This window comes from Chryseobacterium sp. X308 (assembly GCF_020733145.1).
GTDB lineage: Bacteria > Bacteroidota > Bacteroidia > Flavobacteriales > Weeksellaceae > Chryseobacterium > Chryseobacterium cupriresistens.
The window spans coordinates 1-24126 of record NZ_JAJFZH010000035.1; the positions used below are offsets into that span (position 1 = coordinate 1).

The 24126-nt window shown below is 37.2% G+C and carries 21 protein-coding genes; 9 read left to right on the plus strand and 12 right to left on the minus strand.

The genetic code is table 11. The features are described from left to right. Positions 1-133: 133 nt before the first annotated feature. Positions 134-1108: a dipeptidase gene (locus LIV57_RS21660; protein WP_227944266.1), complete on the plus strand. Its 975-nt coding sequence runs from the start codon at positions 134-136 to the stop codon at positions 1106-1108. A 284-nt stretch (positions 1109-1392) separates the two neighbouring features. Here the strand turns inward: LIV57_RS21660 and LIV57_RS21665 are convergent, their stop codons facing one another. Next, positions 1393-2937, minus strand: coding sequence for a hypothetical protein (locus tag LIV57_RS21665; RefSeq protein WP_227944267.1), 1545 nt, complete (start codon positions 2935-2937; stop codon positions 1393-1395). 148 nt (positions 2938-3085) lie between these two features. On the opposite strand from LIV57_RS21665, the gene LIV57_RS21670 reads away from it, so the two are divergent. From LIV57_RS21670 to leuB, 4 genes are all read left to right on the plus strand, one after another. After that, positions 3086-4249 (plus strand): 2-isopropylmalate synthase, encoded by a 1164-nt coding sequence (locus LIV57_RS21670; protein ID WP_227944268.1) that lies wholly within the window; start codon positions 3086-3088, stop codon positions 4247-4249. A gap of 30 nt (positions 4250-4279) precedes the next feature. Continuing rightward, the gene (gene leuC, locus LIV57_RS21675) at positions 4280-5668 is read left to right on the plus strand and encodes a 3-isopropylmalate dehydratase large subunit (RefSeq protein WP_227944269.1); all 1389 of its coding nucleotides are present in this window, start codon (positions 4280-4282) and stop codon (positions 5666-5668) included. 71 nt (positions 5669-5739) lie between these two features. After that, positions 5740-6348, plus strand: coding sequence for a 3-isopropylmalate dehydratase small subunit (gene leuD, locus LIV57_RS21680; RefSeq protein WP_062669734.1), 609 nt, complete (start codon positions 5740-5742; stop codon positions 6346-6348). Beyond that, positions 6329-7453 carry a 3-isopropylmalate dehydrogenase gene (gene leuB, locus LIV57_RS21685; protein WP_110008826.1) on the plus strand — a complete coding sequence of 375 codons (1125 nt, stop codon included), beginning with the start codon at positions 6329-6331 and terminating at the stop codon, positions 7451-7453. Before leuD ends, leuB begins: the two co-directional genes overlap by 20 nt. A gap of 98 nt (positions 7454-7551) precedes the next feature. Here the strand turns inward: leuB and LIV57_RS21690 are convergent, their stop codons facing one another. The 11 genes from LIV57_RS21690 to LIV57_RS21740 all read right to left on the minus strand — a co-directional run bounded on the left by LIV57_RS21690 (position 7552) and on the right by LIV57_RS21740 (position 19371). After that, on the minus strand, positions 7552-7737 hold the full coding sequence (locus tag LIV57_RS21690; RefSeq protein WP_062669731.1) for a hypothetical protein: 186 nt from the start codon (positions 7735-7737) through the stop codon (positions 7552-7554). Positions 7738-7809: 72 nt separating this feature from the next. Beyond that, positions 7810-8415: a DUF4230 domain-containing protein gene (locus LIV57_RS21695; RefSeq protein ID WP_227944270.1), complete on the minus strand. Its 606-nt coding sequence runs from the start codon at positions 8413-8415 to the stop codon at positions 7810-7812. A 3-nt stretch (positions 8416-8418) separates the two neighbouring features. Then, entirely contained in the window at positions 8419-8982 is a 564-nt protein-coding gene (locus tag LIV57_RS21700) for a TlpA family protein disulfide reductase (RefSeq protein ID WP_227944271.1), read from the minus strand. A 3-nt stretch (positions 8983-8985) separates the two neighbouring features. Further along, entirely contained in the window at positions 8986-9453 is a 468-nt protein-coding gene (locus tag LIV57_RS21705; protein ID WP_227944272.1) for a nucleoside triphosphate pyrophosphohydrolase family protein, read from the minus strand. Positions 9454-9557: 104 nt separating this feature from the next. After that, positions 9558-10289 (minus strand): energy transducer TonB, encoded by a 732-nt coding sequence (locus LIV57_RS21710; RefSeq protein WP_227944273.1) that lies wholly within the window; start codon positions 10287-10289, stop codon positions 9558-9560. A gap of 115 nt (positions 10290-10404) precedes the next feature. After that, entirely contained in the window at positions 10405-10815 is a 411-nt protein-coding gene (locus LIV57_RS21715; RefSeq protein WP_227944274.1) for a hypothetical protein, read from the minus strand. Positions 10816-10825: 10 nt separating this feature from the next. Further along, positions 10826-11539, minus strand: coding sequence for a glycohydrolase toxin TNT-related protein (locus LIV57_RS21720; protein WP_227944275.1), 714 nt, complete (start codon positions 11537-11539; stop codon positions 10826-10828). A 458-nt stretch (positions 11540-11997) separates the two neighbouring features. Further along, positions 11998-14214: a zinc-dependent metalloprotease gene (locus LIV57_RS21725; RefSeq protein WP_227944276.1), complete on the minus strand. Its 2217-nt coding sequence runs from the start codon at positions 14212-14214 to the stop codon at positions 11998-12000. 192 nt (positions 14215-14406) lie between these two features. Next, complete coding sequence (locus LIV57_RS21730) at positions 14407-17337, minus strand: reprolysin-like metallopeptidase (protein ID WP_227944277.1); 2931 nt, start codon at positions 17335-17337, stop codon at positions 14407-14409. A gap of 373 nt (positions 17338-17710) precedes the next feature. Beyond that, positions 17711-18208, minus strand: a complete 498-nt coding sequence (locus LIV57_RS21735; RefSeq protein WP_227944278.1) for a DinB family protein — start codon at positions 18206-18208, stop codon at positions 17711-17713. 23 nt (positions 18209-18231) lie between these two features. Continuing rightward, positions 18232-19371 carry an acyl-CoA dehydrogenase family protein gene (locus LIV57_RS21740; RefSeq protein ID WP_110008837.1) on the minus strand — a complete coding sequence of 380 codons (1140 nt, stop codon included), beginning with the start codon at positions 19369-19371 and terminating at the stop codon, positions 18232-18234. Between the two features lie 192 nt (positions 19372-19563). Between LIV57_RS21740 and LIV57_RS21745 the strand changes: the two genes are divergently transcribed. The 4 genes from LIV57_RS21745 to purC all read left to right on the plus strand — a co-directional run bounded on the left by LIV57_RS21745 (position 19564) and on the right by purC (position 24000). Next, complete coding sequence (locus LIV57_RS21745) at positions 19564-21477, plus strand: endonuclease (protein ID WP_227944279.1); 1914 nt, start codon at positions 19564-19566, stop codon at positions 21475-21477. Between the two features lie 460 nt (positions 21478-21937). Beyond that, positions 21938-22543 (plus strand): SatD family protein, encoded by a 606-nt coding sequence (locus tag LIV57_RS21750; RefSeq protein WP_110008839.1) that lies wholly within the window; start codon positions 21938-21940, stop codon positions 22541-22543. 2 nt (positions 22544-22545) lie between these two features. After that, a complete protein-coding gene (locus tag LIV57_RS21755) occupies positions 22546-23241 on the plus strand; it encodes a DUF3307 domain-containing protein (protein ID WP_227944280.1) in 696 nt (231 codons plus the stop codon). Positions 23242-23277: 36 nt separating this feature from the next. Continuing rightward, the gene (gene purC / locus LIV57_RS21760) at positions 23278-24000 is read left to right on the plus strand and encodes a phosphoribosylaminoimidazolesuccinocarboxamide synthase (RefSeq protein WP_110008841.1); all 723 of its coding nucleotides are present in this window, start codon (positions 23278-23280) and stop codon (positions 23998-24000) included. Positions 24001-24126 lie beyond the last annotated feature (126 nt).

Sequence of the window (24126 nt, forward strand, 5' to 3'; positions counted from 1 at the left end):
GTTTTAGTCTCACTGAATTCCATATTTCGTTTTTCATAGAAAAATACTTTTAATTTTTTATTAATGATAATGCCAATATTAAAATCCTTATTCTTTTTATAAGTCTTTAAAAACAAGTAAATTACAAGTTAATATGAATCCTATAAATGTCGATCTCCACTGCGATTTATTATATTATCTGCTAAGATCCGATGCAGCTGTTGATAACAAAGAAATTGGCTGTTCACTACCTTATTTACAGGAAGGCAATGTAAAACTTCAGGTGATGGCTATGTATGCAGGAACAGGAGCGAATAGCACAGTTCATGGTCTGGAACAAAGCAAATTATTTTCAAAATTGATTAAAAATGAGAGTTTTTTCCTTTTTAACAATGACAATCATAATGATTTGGAGAATAAAAATCGGGTAGGAGTTATTGCTTCTATAGAGAATGCATCTGCTTTCTGTGATGAAGACCAAAGTCTGGAATCCGGCTTCAAAAACCTGGAAACCATTATTGAAAATACACAGAAAGTTTTTTATATCGGAATTACCCATCATCTGGAAAATCGTTTTGGAGGCGGAAATAATGCTACAGCCGGCTTAAAGGACGATGGAAAAGTTCTGATCGACTATATCGCTGACCGTAAAATTGCTATTGATTTAGCCCATACAAGTGACCAGCTGGCCTATGATATTTTTACTTATATCGATCAGAGAAACTATTCAATTCCTATTCTGGCGAGCCATTCCAACTACAGGTCCGTTTATAAAAACAATAGAAACCTTCCTGATGAACTGGCAAAGGAAGTTATCAACAGAAAAGGCTTAATTGGTCTGAATTTTATCAAAGATTATGTGGATATTGATCATCCTGAAAGACTCTATGAACATATTCAATATGGTTTAGATCTTGGAGGAGAAGACAGCATTGCCTATGGAGCAGATTATTTCTACTGGAAAGATCATCCGGACAAATCCCGTCATCCTTTTTTCTTTTCCGAGCATTCCAATGCCTCCGGATATCCTGCCATCAATAAAGAAATTGAAGAACGATTTTCATCAGAGCTTGTTGAAAAAATCAGTCATAGAAATGCATTGAATTTTATAAAAGATATGTATAAATAATCATCGTCCGATTAATCAAAGCATAATGAACAGGTCGCTCCTCCGGAGCTCTATTTTTTCGGGACTTCATCATTTTCTACTAACAGAAGATCCCAATGGGATCCTAAGCAGCTCCGATAGGAGCTAACTGTTAATAGAAAGTATTTGGTTTTAAAATTAGAGCTCCGGAGGAGCGACCTGTTAATACTATAAAAGATTATATTAAAAAATGTTTTTTGATGTTTTATTTTACATGAGATAAAACATTGTAAATTATTGAAAAATATATTTTTATATATTCTTATTTAATGTTTTCTTTTATACCTTACTTTCTGCTTGATAATCTCAATAACATCCACATTCTGAACTTTGGATTTAATCCATCCATGAATATCGATATAGAATAATGATCGGCGGTAATATTCATTGCAGGCATACTCTTCCAGTTTTTTATCAAAATTTTCAAATGCTTTCTGTCGCTGATCCGGCACCTGATTATTAAGATTCTTGAAAAACTGAATACTCTCGAAATGGAACTCTTCCGGCTTTTTCATTTTCTTCGCAAACTTTAAAGTTGACGCAGTAAACTCATCATAATCTTCATCATTCCCTGATTCATATTTGGCCATTAAGATCAGAATGCGGGTATGGAACAACAGATCTTCCTGAACATTTCCTTTGGATTCTATGACTCTCATAGAATATTCAATCGATTTTTCAAACATTTTACTGCCAAAGAACATAGCTGCCATTTTAAGGTAAAGAATCATAAAATGGTGTTCATCAATCCTTTCTCTGAGCTTTTCCATTTTTAATTCCACTTCAGGGATAAGCTTGGTTCCTGTAAAAAATTCACCTTTTACAAAGTGAATGTTCATCAGCGTATTGTAGTGGGTAAGGAAAATAAGGGACTGCAGATTCTCATTCTGAACAAAATTCTCGGCATGTACCATTGTATTGAAGTTCTGGAAATGCTCTTCCAGAATATCAATATTTCCATACAAAAAGAGGATTTTCAGCAGATACGTATTCCCTTTGATATACCAAACCGGATGGCTGTAGATCATTTCAGGCTTCTTATGAAAAAGATCTACCCACTGATAAGCATATTTCAAGGTATATTTATAGTCCTGTAAAAGCTGGTTTTTCCAGACATGGGCTTTGTAATACCATAATTTCTCTGTGAAATTCAGTTTTTCAGGGTTGATACTTTTAATCTCTGCGTTAAAAATATCCATAACTTCCTGCCGGTCTGCATCGTTTTTTACATAACCATGGGTCAGCATTTCGCTGTATAATTTCAAAGAAAGATTAGACAGTTTTGTGGTATAACGGTTCTGTTTGCTGATCTCCTGAGATTGTTTGATAAGCTCTTCTGCACGGCCTTCGATACTTCGTGTAATAAACTGTGATTCAATTACTTTTTCAAGATCGATGATCTCCGAAGCAATACTTTTTTCATCCAGTTCCAATGCTGTCTGCTTGGTTTTGTCTAATATCTTTAAAGCCTGCTTATAAAGTCCTTTCTGATAAAGGATATTGGCAAAATCTAACTGTTCGCGAAGCTGGATTCTATAATTCTGATGACTCGGGTTCATACGGAGACTCACCAAAATCTGCTTGTAAAGATGAGCCTTAAGATTAGAAAGCTGTTGTTTTGTAGATATTTTTTTCTCAATAATAATACTTTCGTCATATTCTTTCATCTTGTCCATCTCAGAAAATAACAATAGAAATTTGGCATCTACGTTAATTCCGAGACGGTTTACGTAGAGTTTAAACTGTCTTTTTTCAGAGGTGGTCAATGACTTTACCAATACAAACAAAAAATCTTTCTGCAATTCTGCCATTGTAAATTTTTGGGAATTAAATTATTGATTAATAAATAAATACAATTGTTTTATAAGCTGTTGAGTATTGTAATTTTCAGAAAAAGTGAAAATGAAAAAATATCGCAAGCTGTAGTTTTGATCCAAAATTAAGTAAAAAACTTCACTTATGAATTCCGAAAAAATCGAAATTTTTGATACGACACTGAGAGATGGGGAGCAGGTTCCGGGATGCAAACTGAATACGGAACAAAAACTGGTTATTGCTGAAAGGCTTGATGAATTAGGGATTGATATTATCGAGGCAGGATTCCCGATTTCCAGCCCCGGCGATTTTGAATCGGTTTCAGAAATTTCAAAACTGGTGAAAAATGCGAAGGTATGCGGACTCACAAGAGCGAACAAAAAAGATATTGATGTAGCAGCAGAAGCGCTGAAGTTGGCAAAGAAACCAAGAATCCATACAGGAATCGGAACTTCGGATTCTCATATTAAATACAAATTCAATTCAACAAGAGAAGATATTATTGAAAGAGCAGCAGAAGCAGTAAAATATGCGAAAACATATGTTGAAGACGTTGAGTTTTATGCTGAAGATGCAGGAAGAACGGATAATGAATATCTGGCAAGAGTGTGTGAAGCGGTGATTAAAGCAGGAGCAACTGTCCTGAATATTCCTGATACCACAGGATATTGCCTGCCGGAAGAGTATGGTCAGAAAATAAAATATCTGAAAGAAAATGTAAAGGGAATTGAAAAAGCAGTGCTTTCATGTCATTGCCATAACGATCTGGGGCTGGCTACTGCCAATTCTATTGCCGGAGCAATTAATGGAGCCCGCCAGATTGAATGTACGATCAACGGATTGGGAGAAAGAGCAGGAAATACAGCGCTGGAAGAAGTCGTCATGATTTTAAAACAGCATAAAAATCTGAATCTGCATACCGATGTGAATTCCAGAATGCTGAATGAAATGAGTGCTATGGTTTCTGATCTGATGGGAATGTCTGTACAGCCCAACAAAGCTATTGTAGGAGCTAATGCCTTTGCTCACAGCTCAGGAATTCATCAGGACGGAGTAATTAAAAACAGGGAAACGTATGAAATCATAGATCCTGCAGAAGTAGGTGTGAATGCCTCTTCAATCATTCTTACTGCCAGAAGCGGACGTTCAGCATTGGCTTACCGTTTCAAACATATCGGCTACGAGGTTACCAAAAATGAACTTGATTATCTGTATCAGGAATTTTTGAAAATCGCTGATCTTAAAAAAGAAATTGATAACGATGATCTGAGTGTTATGATGGATTCTTTCACCAGAAAAATAGGATAGGTTTGATTTAAAATCAAGATAAAGTAAAAAATGAACAACAGTAAAAAGACACTTTTTGATAAAGTATGGGACGCCCATGTGGTAGAAACCATTCCTGACGGACCTCAGATCATTTATATAGACAAACATCTTATTCATGAGGTAACCAGCCCTCAGGCCTTCGCAGAACTTGAATCCAGAAATCTGGAAATCTTCAGACCGGAACAGATTGTAGCGACTGCGGATCACAATGTACCTACCTTGCATCAGGATCAGCCTATTAAAGATGATCTTTCAAGAAATCAGGTAGAACAGCTTACAGAAAACTGTAAAAAAAATAATATTGAACTTTTCGGATTGGGACACCCATATCAGGGAATTGTTCATATCATCGCTCCTGAATTAGGGATTACCCAGCCGGGAATGAGTATTGTGTGTGGTGACAGCCATACCTCTACCCATGGTGCATTTGGATCAATTGCCTTTGGGATTGGGACCAGCCAGGTAGCTCAGGTATTTGCCAGCCAATGTTTATTGCTGAACAAGCCAAAATCAATGAGAATTACCGTCAATGGCAAATTAAACGAAAATGTTCAGCCTAAAGATGTTATTCTTTATATCATTTCAAAAATAGGAACAGACGGAGGGACAGGATATTTTTGTGAATATGCAGGTAATGTATTCGAGGAAATGTCAATGGAAGGAAGAATGACCGTCTGCAACATGAGTATTGAAATGGGTGCGAGAGGCGGAATGATTGCTCCGGATGAAACCACTTTTGAATACGTACAGGGAAGAAAATTTGCTCCGGAAGGAGAAGACTGGAATGAAAAAGTAGCCTATTGGAGAACCTTAAAAACAGATGAAGGCGCTGTTTTTGATCAGGAACTCAGCTTTGATGCTTCGGATATTTATCCTATGATTACCTACGGTACTAATCCGGGAATGGGTATTTCAATCCGTGAAGTTATTCCGGCACCGCAAAATGAATCCGAAGAAAAAGCTTTACAATATATGGGACTGGAAGCCGGGCAGGCAGTTAACAGTATCAAAGTTAATTATGTTTTCATAGGTAGCTGTACCAATGCAAGAATAGAAGATTTCCGTTCTGCAGCCCAATATATTAAAGGGAAAAGTAAATCCGAGGCTGTAAAAGCTCTGATTGTTCCCGGATCTCAGCAGGTAGTTAAACAGATTTATGAAGAAGGTTTGGATAAAATATTCAGTGATGCCGGATTTCAGATTCGGCAGCCGGGGTGTTCGGCATGTCTGGCGATGAATGACGATAAAATCCCGGAAGGAGAATATTGTGTTTCCACTTCCAACAGAAACTTTGAAGGCAGACAGGGACAAGGTTCAAGGACAATTCTTGCCAGCCCGCTTACCGCAGCAAAAGCAGCCATAGAAGGTAAAATTTCAGCTTTTGAAAGTTTAAACTAAAAGTAATTTTAAATTATGTTTTAACCACAAAGACAAAACTTTTGTGGTTAAAGTCTAACATTGTAGTACACATGCAAAAATTAGTTGTTTTAAAATCCCGCGCAGTTCCACTGCCGGCAGAAAATATAGATACAGACCAGATTATTCCGGCAAGATTCCTTAAAAGTATAGACCGAAAAGGGTTCGGAGAGAATCTGTTCAGAGACTGGAGATTCAATATCCATACAGGAGAACCGAATCCGGACTTTGTTTTAAACAATCCCAAATTCGGTGGTGAGATTCTTGTTGCAGGAAATAATTTCGGTTGTGGAAGCAGTCGTGAACATGCAGCCTGGTCTTTAACGGATTATGGATTCAAGGTCATTGTTTCAAGTTATTTCGCGGATATCTTTAAAGGAAATGCTTTGAATAACGGGCTTCTTCCTGTAAAAGTTTCCGAAGAATTTTTAAAAGAAATTTTAGAGGGTATCAATGAAAATCCTGATAATGAAATTGCTATTGATGTGGAGCTACAGTCCATCAGCTTTAAAGATACCACAGAAACCTTTGAGCTTGATTCCTATAAAAAAATATGCCTGCTGAACGGCTATGACGATATTGATTTTTTAATCAGCAGAAAGCAGACGATCACAGAATTTGAATTAAAAACACAAAAAGCAAATGAGCGACAATTATTTTAAAATCGCGGTTCTTCCCGGAGATGGGATTGGCCCGGAAATCATCGGTGAAAGCATTAAAATATTAGATGCTATTGCTGAAGCTTTTCAATGTAAATTCCATTTTGAATATGGATTAATCGGTGCAGAGGCTATTTTTAAAACTGGAAATCCTTTGCCCGAAGAAACGCTGAAAATCTGTAAAGAGTCTGATGCTGTACTGTTCGGAGCTATTGGTGATCCGGTTTTTGATAATAATCCGGAAGCGAAAGTAAGACCTGAACAGGGATTATTGAAACTTCGCAAGGAGTTAGGATTGTTTGCCAATATCCGTCCTTTAAAAACCTATGCCTCTCTGATTGATAAAAGCCCATTGAAAAGAGAAATTATTGAAGGCGCTGACATTCAGATTTTCAGAGAACTGGTAAGCGGAATCTATTTCGGTGAAAAATTTACAGATCCGGAAGGTGCTTACGCTTATGATGTCTGCAAATACAGCCGTGAAGATATTATTCCGATTGCGCATATGGCGTTTCAGGAAGCGCAGAAAAGAAAGAAAAAGCTTACGCTTATTGATAAAGCCAATGTTTTGGATACGTCAAGATTGTGGAGAAAGACGTGTCAGGAAATTGCACCGGAATATCCGGATGTAGAGCTTGATTATATGTTCGTAGACAATGCGGCCATGCAGCTGATCCTTAATCCTAAGCATTTTGATGTCATTGTAACGGAAAATATGTTTGGTGATATTATTTCCGATGAAGCAAGTGTGATCGGAGGTTCTATCGGATTATTACCATCTGCTTCAGTAGGAGAGAAGAATGCTTTGTTTGAGCCTATTCACGGATCTTATCCACAGGCGAAAGGAAAAGGAATTGCCAATCCTGTTGCTTCTATTTTAAGTGTGGCGATGATGCTGGATCATCTTGGTTTAAAGACCGCAGCCGAAAAATTAAGACAGTCGGTAGAACATGCTATTGAGAATAAGTATGTCACAATTGATCTTAATAGCAAACAGTATTACTCCACAAGTGAAGTGGGAAGTTTTATTGCAGACCATATCAGATATTCCGAAAAGTCTTATTATAATTTTGAAAATATTAAGATCGGAAAATCGACCATTGTATAGAAACAAAAGTTCAGTTAGATAGTTAGAAAGAAAAGTTCCGCCTCATATGAGACGGAACTTTTCGTTTTTCATTATTAAATAAAGCCTTAAAAGCTCTTTTATTTTTTTGTGTTATCCGTTTTTCCTGATTTGTTTTTGGAAGACTTCTGAACATCTTCTTTATCAATATCAGGCGGATTGGTCTTTTTTGATGCGGCAGGAATATTCTGGAAATCCTGATTTTGCTTTTGGGTTTCTGCGGTATTGGCAGATTCTTTCCTGGTGGTTTTTCCTTTTGTATCCATGAGTTTGAATTTTAAATGTAAACAATATGGATAGTATCATTCAAAGGGTTTGCCAAACAGAAATATTTTAACCTAAAGTCCCAGAATACCAATTTTCCCCGTTTTATCTTCTATTTCATAATTCAAAGCCTTGGCCAGAACAAAAATATTATTCAGGTTTTCCATGAGCTGTTTGCGGCCTTCACTTCTCAGTTGATTCTGATCAATTGATTTCTCTGCGGTTTCCTTAGCTTTAGCGGTAACATTTTTAATATCCTTCTCCGAAATCCTGTTAAAGAAAGAATCATCCAAAGACTGAATTTCAACGCTAGGTGTAATTCTGATTTCAGCATCAGGAAGTTCGGTAATCACCAGCTTTTTGTTGATGGAATCTACTTCAATCTTCATTTTGTTGAGATCATAAGAAACCTGTGCATTAGTCTTTGTGTAGGTAATAATACTGTTGCTGGAAACTTCTTTTCCAAAAACCTCATAACCCATTTTGGTCTTCTGCATGCTGGAGGTATTCTGTTCCATCACGACCATCTTATTCATCTTGGAAATTTGATTGGTCAGGATATAATAATCTGACTTTTCAGTTTTATTTCCAAGGTTCAGGCAGGATTTCAGGCCAAAAAAGAGCAGCACCATTGCGCCGGCACCCGCAGCAAAAGATAATATTGTTCTATAATTTCTCAAAATCTATTTAAAAATTTCTTTGATAACAGATGAATCATTCTTTTTCAGAATTTGAACCAAATCCCTTTCAATATATCCTGTCGTAGGCATTTCGATGATTCTGCCCACTTCTTTTCCATATCTTTTCAGGATAATGGTAGGAACTTTCTGAAGATTGTAAAGACTTTCATCCCCGGTAGGAGATTCTTTCTTACGGTTAACAGCAATAATATTCAATTTATTTTCCGGATAACTTACGGCTTCCAATATTTTCATCAGTCTTGGAAAATCTCTGTGGCTGTCTTCACACCAGGTTCCCATGAAAACGATAATATCATAGGTTCCGATTTTCTCTTTTTTTAATTCACTGACTGCTTTTTGATCAAGAACATACTCATCATGTTCTTTCACATACCAATCTGCATAAGGAGCTTTTAAAAACTGCTCTTTCAACTGGTTTCCCAAAAGCATTTTGCCGTCATTCTGGGTTTCAACTTCACGGTTTACCACTACTTTTTGTGCAGTAAGCTGCTGCGAAGCCAAAAACAAGGTTGAAAAGGCAACAATATTGGTAATAAATTTTTTCATATTTTATTTTTCGATAATTGATTTTAAATCAGCAGGAGAGTAGTATTTGTTTTTTAATACTTTATGATCTGCCTTTCTGTAAACATTAAATTTTTCTCCGGACTTTTCATAAAAAGATTCTACTTCCTTCGCTTTGTAAAATTCTACAGTTTCCTCTGCCTGTTCTTCATTATCACATGCTTTCGACATATTGGAGCGTTGAACTTCGTTGAATAGCTCTACAAATTTGTTGCCAAGTCCGAATTCCAGTACCGCACCACTCAAAACATACTGAAGATCACACAATGCATCTGCAATTTCTACAATATTATTGTCAGCAATAGCTTGTTTCAGTTCGTTTAATTCTTCCTGTAAAAGTTCTACTCTCAGGTTGCATCTTTCCGGAGGAGGAATTTGTGGGGTATCTAAAATAGGGGCTTTGAAAGTAGTATGGAATTCTGCTACTTGGTTCAGACTATCAATTTTATCCATGAATTTTTTTATTTCCCACAAAGATAGAAAAGGATTTGCAAAATGTGAAATGTACACGAGTAAAATATGAGACTCAAAAGCACAGGCTGTCTATTGTTTTAATTTTATTCCCGCGAATTAAAGTTAATAGGTATTCTAAACCATGATTTTACTGGTGTTCCATTCTTTTTTGCCGGACTCCACTTCCCTTTTATTTTTTTCAGAGCAAATTTTACATCCTCAAGAAGAATTTTATTGTTTTCTACTTTGGGCTCAATATCTACAGTGGTGATGTCTCCATCTTCATCTATTGAAAAGGATATAAGAAATGTTCCCTTTGGGTTGTAAGTTTCCCAATCCAAATAATTATTTAAGCTTTCAACAACTTCTTTTCTAAATGCTTTCATCCCTCCGGGCATGGCAGCGGATTGATATGATTTAACAATATCGTAATCGGGTTTGTAATTTTCAAAAAAATCTTTGGGTTGAAATAGAAAATCGAAATAAGCGGCAACTTTCTGTCCGTTTTGTTCTGCAGGCTGCCAGTTTTTTAAGCTCCCTAAGGATTTGACAGCAAGAGTAAAAGCACATTTGTTCTTTTCTATAATAGGATCATCGCTCTTTTTCTTTACTAAAGCAGGTTTACCATTCTCATCAATCTTTAGGCTTACAAAATACATCTCATTTTGATCACATGGTTTTGAGCCACTTTTCAGGAAATAGTCCTGCATATCTGAGAACAATTGGATAGAACCTCCTTGGTATGGAAACTGGTTATCAGGATACTGGGCAAGTGTTTTTTGTGAATATGCTGGCTCAAAGAACAGCATGAAAAGAAGTAAAGTAATCTTTTTCATGAATTAATGTGTTTTCCTGGTTATCGATAATGTTATTAATTTCTTCGCTAAAGTAAAAAAAAAGTCCACAATCTGAAACTTGTGGACTTTTAATAGGATATAGATAAGATTTTAATTACTCATATTTCCAGATTCCGGAGATAGTCAATATCATCAATCCTGGCTGCTTTTCTCCATAGCTGAAAACGCCTATATATTTTGAATGACAGGAAGTACAATCGATACCAAAATATAAAGTAGGTAAATCATTAACTGTCAATTCTCCGAAATGAAACATTCTTTGAGAGGTTCCGTTGACCATTCCGTGGTTTAGCAATTCATTTTTAGATACCACTTTATCTTCATGATACAGCTGCAGAACAGGAAACCCTGATTCATAAGGTGCTATTGCAATTGTATTTTTGTTTCCGCAATGAGAGCAGGTGAAAGTGGTTGTTGCTGATGGGAGAGCTTCGTCATTGATAAAGACGTTTTTTTCAACAGAAGCTTTTCCAATAATGTTTATTTTTTCTGATAATGAATACATCTGAGCTGATTTATGGCTGAATAACTGTGCCTGCTAAGTTAGGATATTTTCCGCTTGGGCTTCTCTTAATGGTAATTTTAATATAACCTTCTTCTGCCAGCTTATTCCATGTTTTCTGGTAACCTGTATTGATATCGATAGGAATTTTCCACATCGTTTGTTTACCTTTTCCTGCCTGGCTGAACCACGGAATAATGTCTGCTGTCTGGGTTTTAAACTGCATGGAGTTGTTCAGTACATCAATTTCATAATAAAAATCGTATTTGTCTTCAGGCTGGTTTAGAGCTCTTTGTGTAAAAGTATAAACATATCCGTTGATGATAGGGCTTGTAAAGCTTCCTCCTAATGTAGGAACCCCGGTTCCGTTATAACTGCCGACTGCACCGCTGTATCTGTCGAACTTCTGCCCAACCTGTAAAGGAACATCATCAACAATATTATAACCTCCGTTGGCAGGCGGCCATCCGCCATTTAAATTATTAGCCTTAAAAAGAGATTCCAGCTCGCTCCATTTTCCTCTTTTGTATAAGTCATAAGCTTGATTTCTTATGGCCTGGCTTACCGAATTATTGGAGTCATAGGTTACTGCCAGTTCATCTGCATTTTTGTAGAATACGGTGGTCACATCCGGATTGATGTCTATTACTTCATCATCATCAGAGCTGCAGGCAACCGAGAACGAAGTAATGGCTAGAAAAAAAATGTACTTAAATAAATGTTTCATATTAAAAATTTTAAATATTTTAAAATTACAGAGGTATTTGAAGGGTACCTTTTTGAAACATCGTTTTCCTGATAAAGGTCTTAAGTAAATACTGACGTAAGTATTGCTGATGCTTTCCGGTCTATACCAGAAATTTTAAGGACCGGAATCTGGATTAATAATGTGATTTCTGACCGTAAATTACCAATTCATGCCAAAATAAATTCAAAAGAAGCAATAACATCAGATGTCAAAAACGATCTGGAGCTCCCTTAAATACAATCTGGGTAAACGGTACAATGAAATATTGTTATGCGATAAATTTAAATTAAAAAACTCAAATGCTGGTAGTTTTATCTAAAATAAATTATTATTATGAAATTAATTTTAATGATAAATAGATTTAATATCATATTTTGTATTTCACTAAACGAAAAAGCTGCCCGAATGAGCAGCTTATTGTTTCAAATCTATTTTTTCTATTTTTTAATGAATTGTTTTGTGAATCCCGGAATTTGGATGACGTAAATTCCATTGGTTAATTTATTGACATTAACCGTTCCGCTTTCAAGGTTTCCTCCACTTACAAGCCTGCCGGACATGTCGTAGATTTTATATTCTTCATTACTGGTATTGGTAAGGGTAAGAATATTTTTTACAGGATTGGGGTACAGTTTGATTTCTGTAGACGGAGCAGCATCTTCATTAGAATTTTTTACAGAAATATTGGCATTATTGATATCAAAGAAAATATGATGGCTTCCTTTGATCATTATTCTTCCGGAGTTGGTTAAAGTATCAGGAATTGTAATATTCTCCGAACCATCATTAGGAGTTCCGGTCAAAAGTGTCGTCCATGTGCTGCCGTTATCTGTTGACCAGAGGATATCCACATTGGCTGTATTCACACCATTTGCTGTAGTTCCTGCTACATCCCATGTAACCGTTTGTGAGCTTCCTTTTACATAGGAAACTGCTGTGTTTTGTGAGGTTATCATAAATGGTCCGGCTGCCGGATCAACAGTGAGTTTTGTATCATCGGAATTGTTGGCTCCGCCTCCGGCTTTATTATCGCGAACAGTAAGTCTGAAATTTAAAGCTCTGGCTACAGAAGGAAGTGCCTCAACATCTATTTCTGTTCCTGCGGTTTTGAGAGAACCTGCCAAAATAGAAGACATTGTCGGAAAATATCTTACCGGAGAACCTGAAGGTCTCCATGATCTGAATATTGGCCCCCAAGTTTTTGATTCCTGTGCTGCAGAATTAGCTCCTGTTTCAGAAGAAGTTCCTTTATCCATCTGTTCCCAGATATAGGTAAGCTGGTCTCCATCAGCATCAGTTCCTGATCCGGTAAGCATAAAAGGAGTGCTTTTAGGAATAATATAATCAGGACCTGCATTGGCTGTAGGAATTGAGTTACCGGTACTGGTATTCACAGAACAGGTTTTTGCTTTGATATTATTGGTGATCTGTTCAATGCTTATGGCATGAAAAAACGGATCAGAGTTATTCTGAACATCATAACTGGTGACACCCGCATAGCCCATAATGGTAGATCCTGAACCTGGTTCTACAGATTTTAAATCCGGTTCAACGCGATAAGAAGATGTATGATTTCCGCCGAACTGATGTCCCATTTCATGAGCTACAAAATCTATATCAAATGTGTCTCCCGAAGGATTACCGTTGGCCGGAGAAGTGTATCCGCTTCCCTTATAGCTGCTTGGGTAGGTTATACCCTGACTTTGGTAAGTAGACATATCATTGTCACAAATACATCCTATACATCCTGCATTGCCGCCACCGCCGTCTCTCCCAAAAAGGTGTCCTATGTCAAAATTATTATTTCCGATGGAAGAGCTCAGATTGTTCATCAGCTCCAGATTCCAGTTTTTCATTTGTGAAGAGGAAGAATAAGGATCTGTAGCAGCATTGGTATAAATTAGATCATCATTATTGGCGATCAGGACCATTCTTGCGGCGAAATCATTTTCAAAAATACCATTCACGCGGGTCATGGTATTATTCATGGCTGCTAAAGCCTGAGCTTTTGTTCCTCCGAAATAAGAAGTATATTCTCCTGTGCAGGAAAGTGCAAGTCTGAACGTTCTTAATGTAGCATCATCCGCATTTTTATGGGTTACGGCATTTAAATTACCTTTTTGAGCAGCATCAGAAACTGTACATTCAAGTTTATTGAAATGGTCTTTTCTGTCAGATTTTTTATAAATAATATAAGTGGAAAGGTCTTTGGTATAAGGCTGAATAAAAACGGCAGATTGATCTCTGTAGATTTCCATAGAAGATAATCCTAAAGGAGAAATGCTGAAATAAACTTTTGAAGCAGGATCTTCGACACCTTCACCGATATAAGATTTGATATCCGGATATTTAGAAGCGAGTTCCGGCTCAAAATTAGAATTTTCCGTTACCCTGAAATTTTCCATTTTTCCGGTTGAATTGGGGAAAGAGATAATGACTTCAGATTTCTCTGTTGATCTTTCCGGAGCCTTTGCCAATACATTTTTTAATCCGCTTATATTCAGATGAAAAAGCTGCGGATCTTCAAAAACTGACATATCTTCAAAAACGGGAGAGGAGACTTTGATGGAGCTGGAAGTCCATAAACGATCGGTCTGTGCAAAAGAAATACCCGACAATGCGAGCATTCCCGTCATCAATAATTGTTTTTTCACTTACATGTATTTTCAGCAAAAATAGTAAAAAAACTCGCTGAAAATGTATTCTTTATATGAATTTTTTATCGGATATACCGATACGAAAAAAAAGGTGATAAAGTGAGAGATGGTATAAAATTTTAAAAAAGAAAAACCGTTCTGTGCAGAACGGTTTTTCACATCGTTTAATTTTAAAAAGTCTATTCGTTACTAATTTTTAATAAATCTCTTAGAAGATTCTCCAATTTGAATCATATAAGCTCCTTTGATAAGGTTGCTTACATTCACAGAACCTCTTTGAAGTTTTCCTGAGTCAATTAGTTTTCCACCCATATCGAAGATCTTATAATCTTCTGATGCTGTATTGGAAATATATAGGATATCTCTCACAGGATTTGGATAAAGCTTCAAATCTGTAATCAAATCATTTGTATTATGAAGATCTCCTTTTCCTGAAGAAACAATATTAAGAGTGTAATCTTCCACCTGTCCGTAAGTGAATGCTTCACACGAAGATGTAGGAATTGAGCTGTACTTCATCATTACTCTCATTCTTGTAGATCCGACAGTAGCAGTAGCCGGGATTGTAATAGATCCTGTAACAGGGCTGGTTGTAGAACCTGCTTTTGTCCATGCCAGTTCTCCGCTGTCTGTGAAGTCTCCATCTCCGTTATAATCAATATAAACTGCGTAGGCTTCGCTGTATTTTGTAGAAGTCCACACCGGAGTAATGGAAATTGTATAAGCACTTCCTCTTGTAACATTGGTAGAAACTGAAGTGAAGTTTTCGTATCCTGCAGTTCCTGTAGAGGTATTGTTGATAGATCCGAATGTCACATTTCCAATTCTCTCATCTGCTGTATTTGAGGCCGAAGAAGAACAATAAGTAACTGTTCCTCCGGAAAGAGTTGTAACGCTTACAGTGTTGCTGGAAACAGAAGCATTTCCTGCCGCATCTTTTGCTTTCACAGAGAAAGAATACGTAGTTGCCGGTGTAAGTCCTGTTACAGTATATGTAGTAGAAGCCGTAGAACCAATTAATGAAGCTCCCTGGTATACATCGTATCCGGTAACACCAACATTATCTGTAGCTCCAGACCATGAAAGGTTAGTGGTTGTAGCTGTAGTTCCTGAAGCAGCAAGGGTAGGAGCTGTAGGAGCAACCGTGTCAGGAGTTCCTGAGCCAGCATTTACAGAGATATTAGCATTGTTAACATCAAAGAAAATGTGGTTTGATCCTTTTACCATAATTCTTCCTGTCGTTGTATTGGCATTAGGAATGGTCACTGCCTGTGAGCCATCATTCGGAGTTCCTGCCAATAGGGTAGTCCATGTATTTCCGCTGTCTGTTGACCAAAGGATATCCACATTAGCAGCATTTACTCCGTTGGCTGTAGTTCCTGCCACATTCCATGTTACTGTCTGAGAACTTCCTCCGGCGTATGTTGTTGCAGAGTTCTGTGAAGTGATATTGAATGGTCCGGCAGTTCCGTTAACAGTGATAACAGCATCATCGGAATTATTTCCTGCCCCCCCCGCTTTGTTATCACGAACTGTGAATCTGAAGTTTAATGTTCTGGCAACTGAAGAAAGTGCTTCTACAGTGATTTCAGAGCCTGCGGTAGTGGTTGCTCCGGCCAGAACTGAAGCCATTCTTGGGAAATATCTTACCGGTGCAGTAGTAGGAGTCCATGATCTGAAATTAGGTCCTGAAGCTTTTGTAGCACTTGCAGCGGAACTTGCTCCTGTCTGGGAAGAAGAAGCGTTGTCCATTTGTTCCCAGATATAGGTTAAAGAATCTCCGTCGGCATCTGTTCCTGTACCTGTAAGAACAAATGGAGTTCCTTTTGGAATGGTATAATCTAATCCTGCATTAGCTGTAGGAATTGCATTTCCGGTGTTGGTATTGACAGAGCAGGTTTTAGCTTTAATATTATTAGTGATCTGCTGAATGCTTATTGCATGGAAAAATGCATCTGAATGCGGTTGAATATCCTGGCTGGTAATTCCTGCATAACCCATGATTGTTGATCCTGATCCAGGTTCCATATTGACACCTGTTCCTTCATTACTCATAGAGAAGGTGTGGTTTCCACCAAACTGATGTCCCATTTCATGAGCTACGTAGTCGATATCAAAATTGTCTCCTGAAGGAATAGCATCTGCCGGAGAAGTATATCCGCTTCCTTTTGATCCGTTTGTACAGATACAGCCGATACAACCTGCATTTCCTCCACCTCCTGAAGCTCCGAACAAGTGACCGATGTCATAATTAGCTTCTCCAATTACAGACGTTAAAGTACTTTGCAGCTGGGAATTCCAGTTGCTCATTCCTGAAGCTGCGGAATATGGGTCTGTAGAAGCATTGGTGTAGATGACAGCGTCATTGTTGGCGATCAGAACCATTCTGGCTGCGAAATCTTTTTCAAATACACCGTTTACACGGGTCATTGTAGTATTCATCGCTGCTAAAGCCTGAGCTTTTGTTCCTCCGAAATAAGTGGTGTATTCACCTGTGCAGGACAGTGCCAGTCTGAATGTTCTCAGTTTGGCATCATCGGCGTTAGGTCTTGCAGCAAGAGAAGAATTGGAAACTCCTTTCTGTGCGGCATCTACCACTGTACATTCAAACTTGTTAAGATCATCTTTTTTGTCAGATTTTCTGTATACTACATACGAAGAAAGATCTTTGGTGTAAGGCTCGATGAAAACAGCCGATTTATCACCATAAATTTCCATGGAAGACAGTCCTAGCGGGGAAACACTGAAATAGACTGTGGAATTAGGATCATCCAGACCTTGTCCTACATAGGATTTGATGTCCGGATATTTGGCTGCCAGCTCAGGGGCAAAATTGGAATTCTCCCTCACTTTAAAATTTTCCATTCTGCCTTCAGAATTTGGAAAAGAAATAATGATTTCAGATTTTTCGCCTGCAGCCAGCCTTTTGGGAGCTTTTGCCAGAATGTTTTTCAATCCGTTGATATCCAGGTTGTACACCTTTGGATTGCTGATACTGGCTTTGTTTTCAAAGATCTCTGATGAAGTTCTTCTTGAACCTTCAGACCAAAGACGGTCAGTCTGTGCGAAAGAAATACCCGAAATAAGGAGCATTCCAATCAACGTTAATTGTTTTTTCATATTAAATATTAAATTTGATTGTGGAATGTCAAATCTAATAAAAAATATATTACGAAAAACAAAATTTTTTAAGGAATATTTGGACTTTGCACATAATATATTATGCGATACATTGTATATAATGGAAAAAGCTCATTAATAAAGAAAAGTAAAAGTTGTAAAATGAATTCTAATTTTAAAAAAATAACATATCTACTTTTTATTTGTTAATTTATTAAATTGAGACAATATATTTTATTAATAATTCAATTATTAGCAAATAAATATTGATAAATCACATTTAGTGAATATTGCTGTGCCGCTCTGTGTTCTCCCTACAAAAAAAAGCTGTTTCAAAATGAAACAGCTTCTATTATATTGATGCAATGTTTAACTACATTTTATCATCGGCAGTAGGTCCGTAAAGTCCAGGAACTTTGTTCCCGGTTGATCTTAAATAAACAACCAGTTCACCTCTGTGATGGTACAAATGATTATAAAGAAAAGCTCTTATCACCTGAACCTTTGGCATAGGAGGGAAAAGTACATTTCCGTCCATTTCCATTTTCCACTCGTTGAAATAGGTATTTTCATCAGAGTTTTCAAGAGCTTTCTGTGCGTTGGCAACATTTTCCTCAAATTTTGCAAGGATATTTTCTGCTTTGGAAATATCTCCTTTGTCATACCTGTACGTTCCCATATCAAAAACGTCCTGATTGAAAGTAGATTCATACCAGTTGTATACTTCAGCAATGTGAGACGCAAGCTGTCCGGTTGTCCAGTTTTTTTCGGACGGTTTCCAATCCAGTGCGCTGTCGGGGATTGCCTGTAAAATTTTTCTGGTGTTTTCTGCTTCATGCAAAAATTCACCTAAAAGTGCCTGTTTAATCATTTGTATCGGTGTTATTTTTAAAGTTATTTTGTAATATCTCTTCCAATGACAAGTCTCTGGATCTCAGACGTTCCTTCTCCAATAGTACAAAGTTTGGAATCTCTATAGAACTTTTCAGCAGGGAAATCTTTTGTATAACCATATCCTCCGAAGATCTGAACTGCATTATTTGAGATTCTTACACAAGCTTCAGAAGCATATAGTTTAGCCATAGCTCCTTCTTTTGTCATTTTTTGTTTTGCATTCTTAAGAGTAGATGCTCTCTGGATAAGAAGTTCAGCAGCATCAATTTCTGTTGCCATATCTGCCAGCATAAAGTTGATTGCCTGGAAATCTGCAATAGGCTTTCCGAACTGATGTCTTTCTTTTGCGTATTTCAAAGCAGCTTTATAAGCTCCTCTTGCAGTACCCAAGCTTAATGCAGCAATAGAAATTCTACCGCCATCCAACACTTTCATAGCCTGCTTGAAACCTTCTCCAACTTCACCTAAACGGTGAGAATCCGGTACGCGTACATTATCAAAAATTAATTCTGCTGTTTCAGAAGCACGCATCCCTAATTTATTTTCTTTTTTTCCGGAAGTAAAACCAGGCATTCCTTTTTCCAAAACAAAGGCTGTAGAATTATTTTTAGCTCCTTTTTCGCCTGTTCTCGTCATTACTACGGCAATATCACCTGAAATAGCGTGGGTGATAAAGTTTTTAGCTCCGTTGATGATCCACTCATCACCATCTTTTACAGCAGTCGTAGACATACCTCCTGAATCAGAACCTGTGTTGTGCTCTGTAAGTCCCCAGGCTCCGATTACTTTTCCGGAAGCCAGCTGAGGAAGCCATTTGTGTCTTTGTTCTTCATTTCCAAATTCATAAATATGGTTGGTGCAAAGTGAGTTGTGTGCTGCTACAGAAAGACCAATAGAAGGGTCAACCTGAGAAATTTCGTCCAGAATAGTAACATACTCATGATACCCTAAGCCGGATCCTCCATATTGTTCAGGAACTACAATTCCCATAAACCCCATTTCACCCAACTGGTGGAATAAGTCTTTTGGAAATGTTTGGCTTTCATCCCATTCCATAATATTCGGTCTGATGTTCTTTTCTGCAAATTCTCTAGCCGTCTCCGCTATCATTTTGATGTTGTCAATAGTCTCAGTATTCATATAATAATAGTTAGTTCCCAAAGATAACCAAATTGATGGAATGCTAAAGAAAAATTATTTTTCCGGTATTATTAACGGTCAATGCATCTAATTTTCAATTTTTTATATTTTGAGAATTAATACTTTCTTAATAAAATATTCAGGCATATTCGTTTTTTATTTCACTATTTTTAGTTTCCCAATTTTTAAGGCATGAAAAAAATTCTACTTCCGATTCTTTTGATTTCTTCTTATACTGCTGCGCAGGCACCTGCCGGGTATTATGATGGAACAGCCGGACTGGCGGGATATGCCCTGAAATCAAAGATCCACGATATTATTTCAGAAAAAATGATCAACTGGCATTATGACGATCTTAAAGTGTTATATGCCCAGACTGATCTGGACAAATATTATGATCATGATGCTTCCAATACTCAATACCTACTGGATATCTATTCTGAAATTCCTTCAGGGCCCGATTCTTATGAATATACTACAGATCAGATGGTAGCAGGTGTAGGCATGGAAGGCCAGGGATATAACAGAGAACACATGATGCCGCAGAGTACATTCAGTACAAGCTCATCTATCAGTGATTATCCTATGTATTCGGATCTGAATTTTATAATTCCTGTTGATGGATGGATCAACCAGCGAAGAAGCAATTATCCGTATGGAACAGGAAATAATACCAACCATTATATTTTCTCCAACACGTCGAGGATATCCAATGCAGCGATTCCGAATTATCCCTATACCGGAAGGGTTTATGAGCCTGTTAATGAATTTAAAGGGGATATTGCAAGATCATTGTTATACTTTGCAGTACGGTATGAAGGAAAGTTAGGTTCGTTCAATACAGCTTATACGACATCTGCCAGTCTTACTCCTGCTACAGACCAATGTCCGTTGGACGGAACGGAAGAAAGAGCAGTTGATCCTGCCTATATTGCCATGCTGAAACAGTGGAATACGGCAGATCCGGTTTCACAAAGAGAAATTGACCGAAACAACGCCGTTTATGCCATACAAAAAAACAGAAATCCATTTATTGATCATCCTGAGTGGATTGATATGATCTGGTCCGAAACACCTGATACTATTGCTCCTGCGGCTCCCGGATCACTGGTTTCAACCCAGCAGAATGCTTATTTTGTGAATCTGAGCTGGACGGCTTCTCCTGATACGGATATTTTAGGATACAGGATTTATATGAATGGATCCGCAACGCCTGTTGCCATTACAAAAGGGACTTCCATCAGCATCGATCATCTGAGCCCGTCAACCATCTATACTTTTACGGTGAAAGCTTTTGATAAAGCATACCTGGAATCTCCATTCAGTAATACGGTGACAGCCTCAACAATTGCTTCGGATTCCTATGCCTCGGATCTTATCATTACCAAATATATATCCGGAACAAATACGGAATCTGTGAAAAATAATGCGCTGGAAATCGTCAATAAAACAGGACATGAGGTTAATTTAAATAATTACAGAATTAATATTCAGTTTAAAAATAGTCTATCCGGAGATTTCTATAATGGTGACACATATGAATTGGAAGGCAGGGTAGGAAACAATGAAACTTTTGTTATCCTGAATCCGAAAGGCACTTTATCATGTTATACTCCTGATGAGGCAAGATTTGCTACAGCTTCTGATCCTATGATGTTTGCGGGAGGAAATTATGTGGAACTTGCGTATAATAAAACAGTTACAGTAGATGCTATCGGGGTAAAATACACCACCAATAATAACGGGAACGTATCTTTATACAGAAAGAACACCATCAATCAGCCTAATAATACTTTTACTATCAGTGAATGGGATTCTTATCCGTCCAATTACTGCCAGAACCTGGGTGGCACATTGTCTACAGCAGAATTGATTACTGTTAATAATGAGTTTACCATTTATCCAAACCCGGTTGATGATCATCTTTATGTGAAGGAAGAAATGGAAAGTGTAAAAACAGCTCAGATTATAGATCTTTCCGGGAAAGTGATTTATACGGAGAAAGATCCGTTTAGAAATAAGAAAAGTATTCCGATGATGGGAATTCCTACAGGAATATATTTCTTAAAGCTTGATGAGATAGCGCACCAGTTTATTAAAAGGTAAATAAAATCAAATTTTAAATACTATAATTTTTGTGACAAGCCAAACCTAACAGGTTTTTAAAACCTGTTAGGTTTATTTTTGTATTATGTATAATAGTTTAAGAGATTGCTTTGCTTTACCTGCAATGACTGTCCTAGCCCTGATAGCAGCGGTTACCCCGCAGTAGAAGTGGGAGAGTTGTAGGGTTAGGGAGTTGGAATACGAAGGCGCGAGGAGTATGAGCGGATAGCAGGAACAGCTTCTTATCTGGAAAAAATGAAAAAAAGTAGAGTTAAAGTAAATATAATAACAGGATGATTGAATGTTTTTTTGCTTTTCCGTAATTTTATGGTTGGTATAAAGCCTTAAAAACCTTATGTTTACTATATCATTGATATAAGCTGATTCACTAATAATCAATATCTATAAGTGTTTCTGCTTATATTTTTTATATATAAGTAATTATGCTTATATTTGCAGTATGATAGCGGTCATTACCGGTGATATTATAAATTCACAGCATGCGGACACTGAAGTTTGGATTACCAGGCTTAAACATCTTCTCGAAAAATGGGGAAGCGCTCCTCACACATGGGAAATCTACAGAGGAGATGAGTTCCAGTTCAAATGCAGAATTGATGACGTTTTCTGGCGTTTTCTAGCCATAAAATCTCTTATTAAAAGTGTTGAAAATTTAGATGTAAGGATGGCCATAGGTATTGGTGAGGAAAGTTTTTCTTCTGAGAAAATCACCGAATCCAACGGTACTGCCTATGTCAATTCCGGGAGACTGCTTAATGACCTTAAAAGTGACGGACATACTGTTGCCATCAAAACCTCCAGTGACCCTGTAGACAGAGATCTTAATATTCTGTTGAAATGGTCGTCCAAGGATTTTGATAACTGGACAATGGCTACGGCAGAGATCATTCATGAGATGATTATGAATCAGGATATTACTCAGGAAGATCTTGCTAAGAGATTTGCTATTTCACAGTCTTCGGTAAGCCAGAGACTGAAACGAGCCAACTATGAGCTTATCGTGGAAACCAATCAGTATTTCAGAAAGAAAATCTCAGAATTATAGGCATGATCTTAATCAAACTCATATTGGCACATCTACTCGGAGATTTTATACTTCAGCCAAATTCATGGGTTGCAGATAAGGAGAACCATAAACTGAAAAGTAAGTTTTTATACCTTCATATTCTGATTCACACGGTATTAAGCCTTATTTTCCTTTGGGATCTTCAGCTTTGGTGGGTCGCTGTATTGGTGGGAATTACTCACTTTATTATTGATGCTTCCAAACTTATATTTCAAAATGTAAAGACTAATAAAAGATGGTTTTTCATTGATCAGCTGCTGCATGTTTCAGTGATTGCCGGAGTTTCTTTTTATTTTGGGGAATTCAGTTTTGGCTTCGTACAAAATCAGGAATTTTTGAAGGTAATTATGGCGGCGCTGTTCCTAACAACACCTGCTTCTATTTTTATCAAAATCTTATTGTCATCCTGGACACCTGCTCCGGATGGCCCCAACACTATTCAAACCGAATCTTTATCAAGTGCCGGAAAATATATCGGAATTTTAGAACGTCTGCTGGTTTTCACTTTTATCATGGTGAATCACTGGGAAGGCGTAGGTTTCATGGTAGCTGCCAAATCTGTTTTCAGGTTCAGCGACCTTGCACAGGCAAAACAGAGAAAGCTTACAGAATATGTATTGATTGGTACATTACTGAGTTTTGGACTGGCTGTCTTAACAGGAATAATAATAAAATAAATCAATAAATCTAACTACAATTTAGAAAGTAAAATTATGAGTCAAAAGAAAGAAATGTTGTACGAGGGGAAAGCAAAACAGGTATTTGCAACCGATAATCCTGATGAAGTAGTAGTACGTTTCAAAGACGATGCTACAGCATTTAACGCTCAGAAAAGAGGTCAGGTAGACCTTAAAGGGGAAATGAACAACGCGATCACCACCCTTATTTTTGAATACTTGAATGAAAAAGGGATTAAAACTCATTTCATCAAAAAATTAGACGAAAGAGAGCAGCTGGTAAGAAAAGTTTCTATCATTCCTTTGGAAATGGTGGTAAGAAACTACTCTGCGGGAAGTATGGCACAAAGATTAGGAGTAGAAGAAGGAATTAAATCTCCGGTAACGATCTTCGATATCTGCTATAAAAAAGATGAGTTGGGAGATCCGCTTATCAATGATCACCATGCCGTTTTCTTAGGAGCAGCTACTTACGAAGAGCTTGACGAAATGTATGAGTTATCTTCAGATATCAATGATATCCTTATCGATCTGTTTGACAAAATCAATATCATTCTGGTAGATTTCAAAATCGAATTAGGAAAAACTTCAGACGGCGAAATCATCTTAGCAGACGAAATCTCTCCTGATACCTGCAGACTTTGGGATAAAGATACCATGAAGAAATTAGACAAAGACAGATTCAGAAGAGACCTTGGTGAAGTTACTGAGGCTTATGTTGAAATCTATAACCGTCTTAAAAATCTTTTACAGAAATAAGATTTAATTTATTTAAAGATTAAACCATTTAAAAATTAAAACAGGCTGTAATCTTTTTAATCATTAAATTTTTAATCTTTTAATTTAGAAAAAATAGAAATGAAACTGTCTCTTATAACCATCTCC

Coding starts and splice junctions, on each gene's coding strand:
- LIV57_RS21660 (WP_227944266.1), top strand. CDS start 134: ATGAATCCTATAAATGTCGATCTCCACTGCGATTTATTATATTATCTG.
- LIV57_RS21665 (WP_227944267.1), bottom strand. CDS start 2,937: ATGGCAGAATTGCAGAAAGATTTTTTGTTTGTATTGGTAAAGTCATTG.
- LIV57_RS21670 (WP_227944268.1), top strand. CDS start 3,086: ATGAATTCCGAAAAAATCGAAATTTTTGATACGACACTGAGAGATGGG.
- leuC (WP_227944269.1), top strand. CDS start 4,280: ATGAACAACAGTAAAAAGACACTTTTTGATAAAGTATGGGACGCCCAT.
- leuD (WP_062669734.1), top strand. CDS start 5,740: ATGCAAAAATTAGTTGTTTTAAAATCCCGCGCAGTTCCACTGCCGGCA.
- leuB (WP_110008826.1), top strand. CDS start 6,329: ATGAGCGACAATTATTTTAAAATCGCGGTTCTTCCCGGAGATGGGATT.
- LIV57_RS21690 (WP_062669731.1), bottom strand. CDS start 7,737: ATGGATACAAAAGGAAAAACCACCAGGAAAGAATCTGCCAATACCGCA.
- LIV57_RS21700 (WP_227944271.1), bottom strand. CDS start 8,982: ATGAAAAAATTTATTACCAATATTGTTGCCTTTTCAACCTTGTTTTTG.
- LIV57_RS21705 (WP_227944272.1), bottom strand. CDS start 9,453: ATGGATAAAATTGATAGTCTGAACCAAGTAGCAGAATTCCATACTACT.
- LIV57_RS21710 (WP_227944273.1), bottom strand. CDS start 10,289: ATGAAAAAGATTACTTTACTTCTTTTCATGCTGTTCTTTGAGCCAGCA.
- LIV57_RS21715 (WP_227944274.1), bottom strand. CDS start 10,815: ATGTATTCATTATCAGAAAAAATAAACATTATTGGAAAAGCTTCTGTT.
- LIV57_RS21720 (WP_227944275.1), bottom strand. CDS start 11,539: ATGAAACATTTATTTAAGTACATTTTTTTTCTAGCCATTACTTCGTTC.
- LIV57_RS21730 (WP_227944277.1), bottom strand. CDS start 17,337: ATGAAAAAACAATTAACGTTGATTGGAATGCTCCTTATTTCGGGTATT.
- LIV57_RS21735 (WP_227944278.1), bottom strand. CDS start 18,208: ATGATTAAACAGGCACTTTTAGGTGAATTTTTGCATGAAGCAGAAAAC.
- LIV57_RS21740 (WP_110008837.1), bottom strand. CDS start 19,371: ATGAATACTGAGACTATTGACAACATCAAAATGATAGCGGAGACGGCT.
- LIV57_RS21745 (WP_227944279.1), top strand. CDS start 19,564: ATGAAAAAAATTCTACTTCCGATTCTTTTGATTTCTTCTTATACTGCT.
- LIV57_RS21750 (WP_110008839.1), top strand. CDS start 21,938: ATGATAGCGGTCATTACCGGTGATATTATAAATTCACAGCATGCGGAC.
- LIV57_RS21755 (WP_227944280.1), top strand. CDS start 22,546: ATGATCTTAATCAAACTCATATTGGCACATCTACTCGGAGATTTTATA.
- purC (WP_110008841.1), top strand. CDS start 23,278: ATGAGTCAAAAGAAAGAAATGTTGTACGAGGGGAAAGCAAAACAGGTA.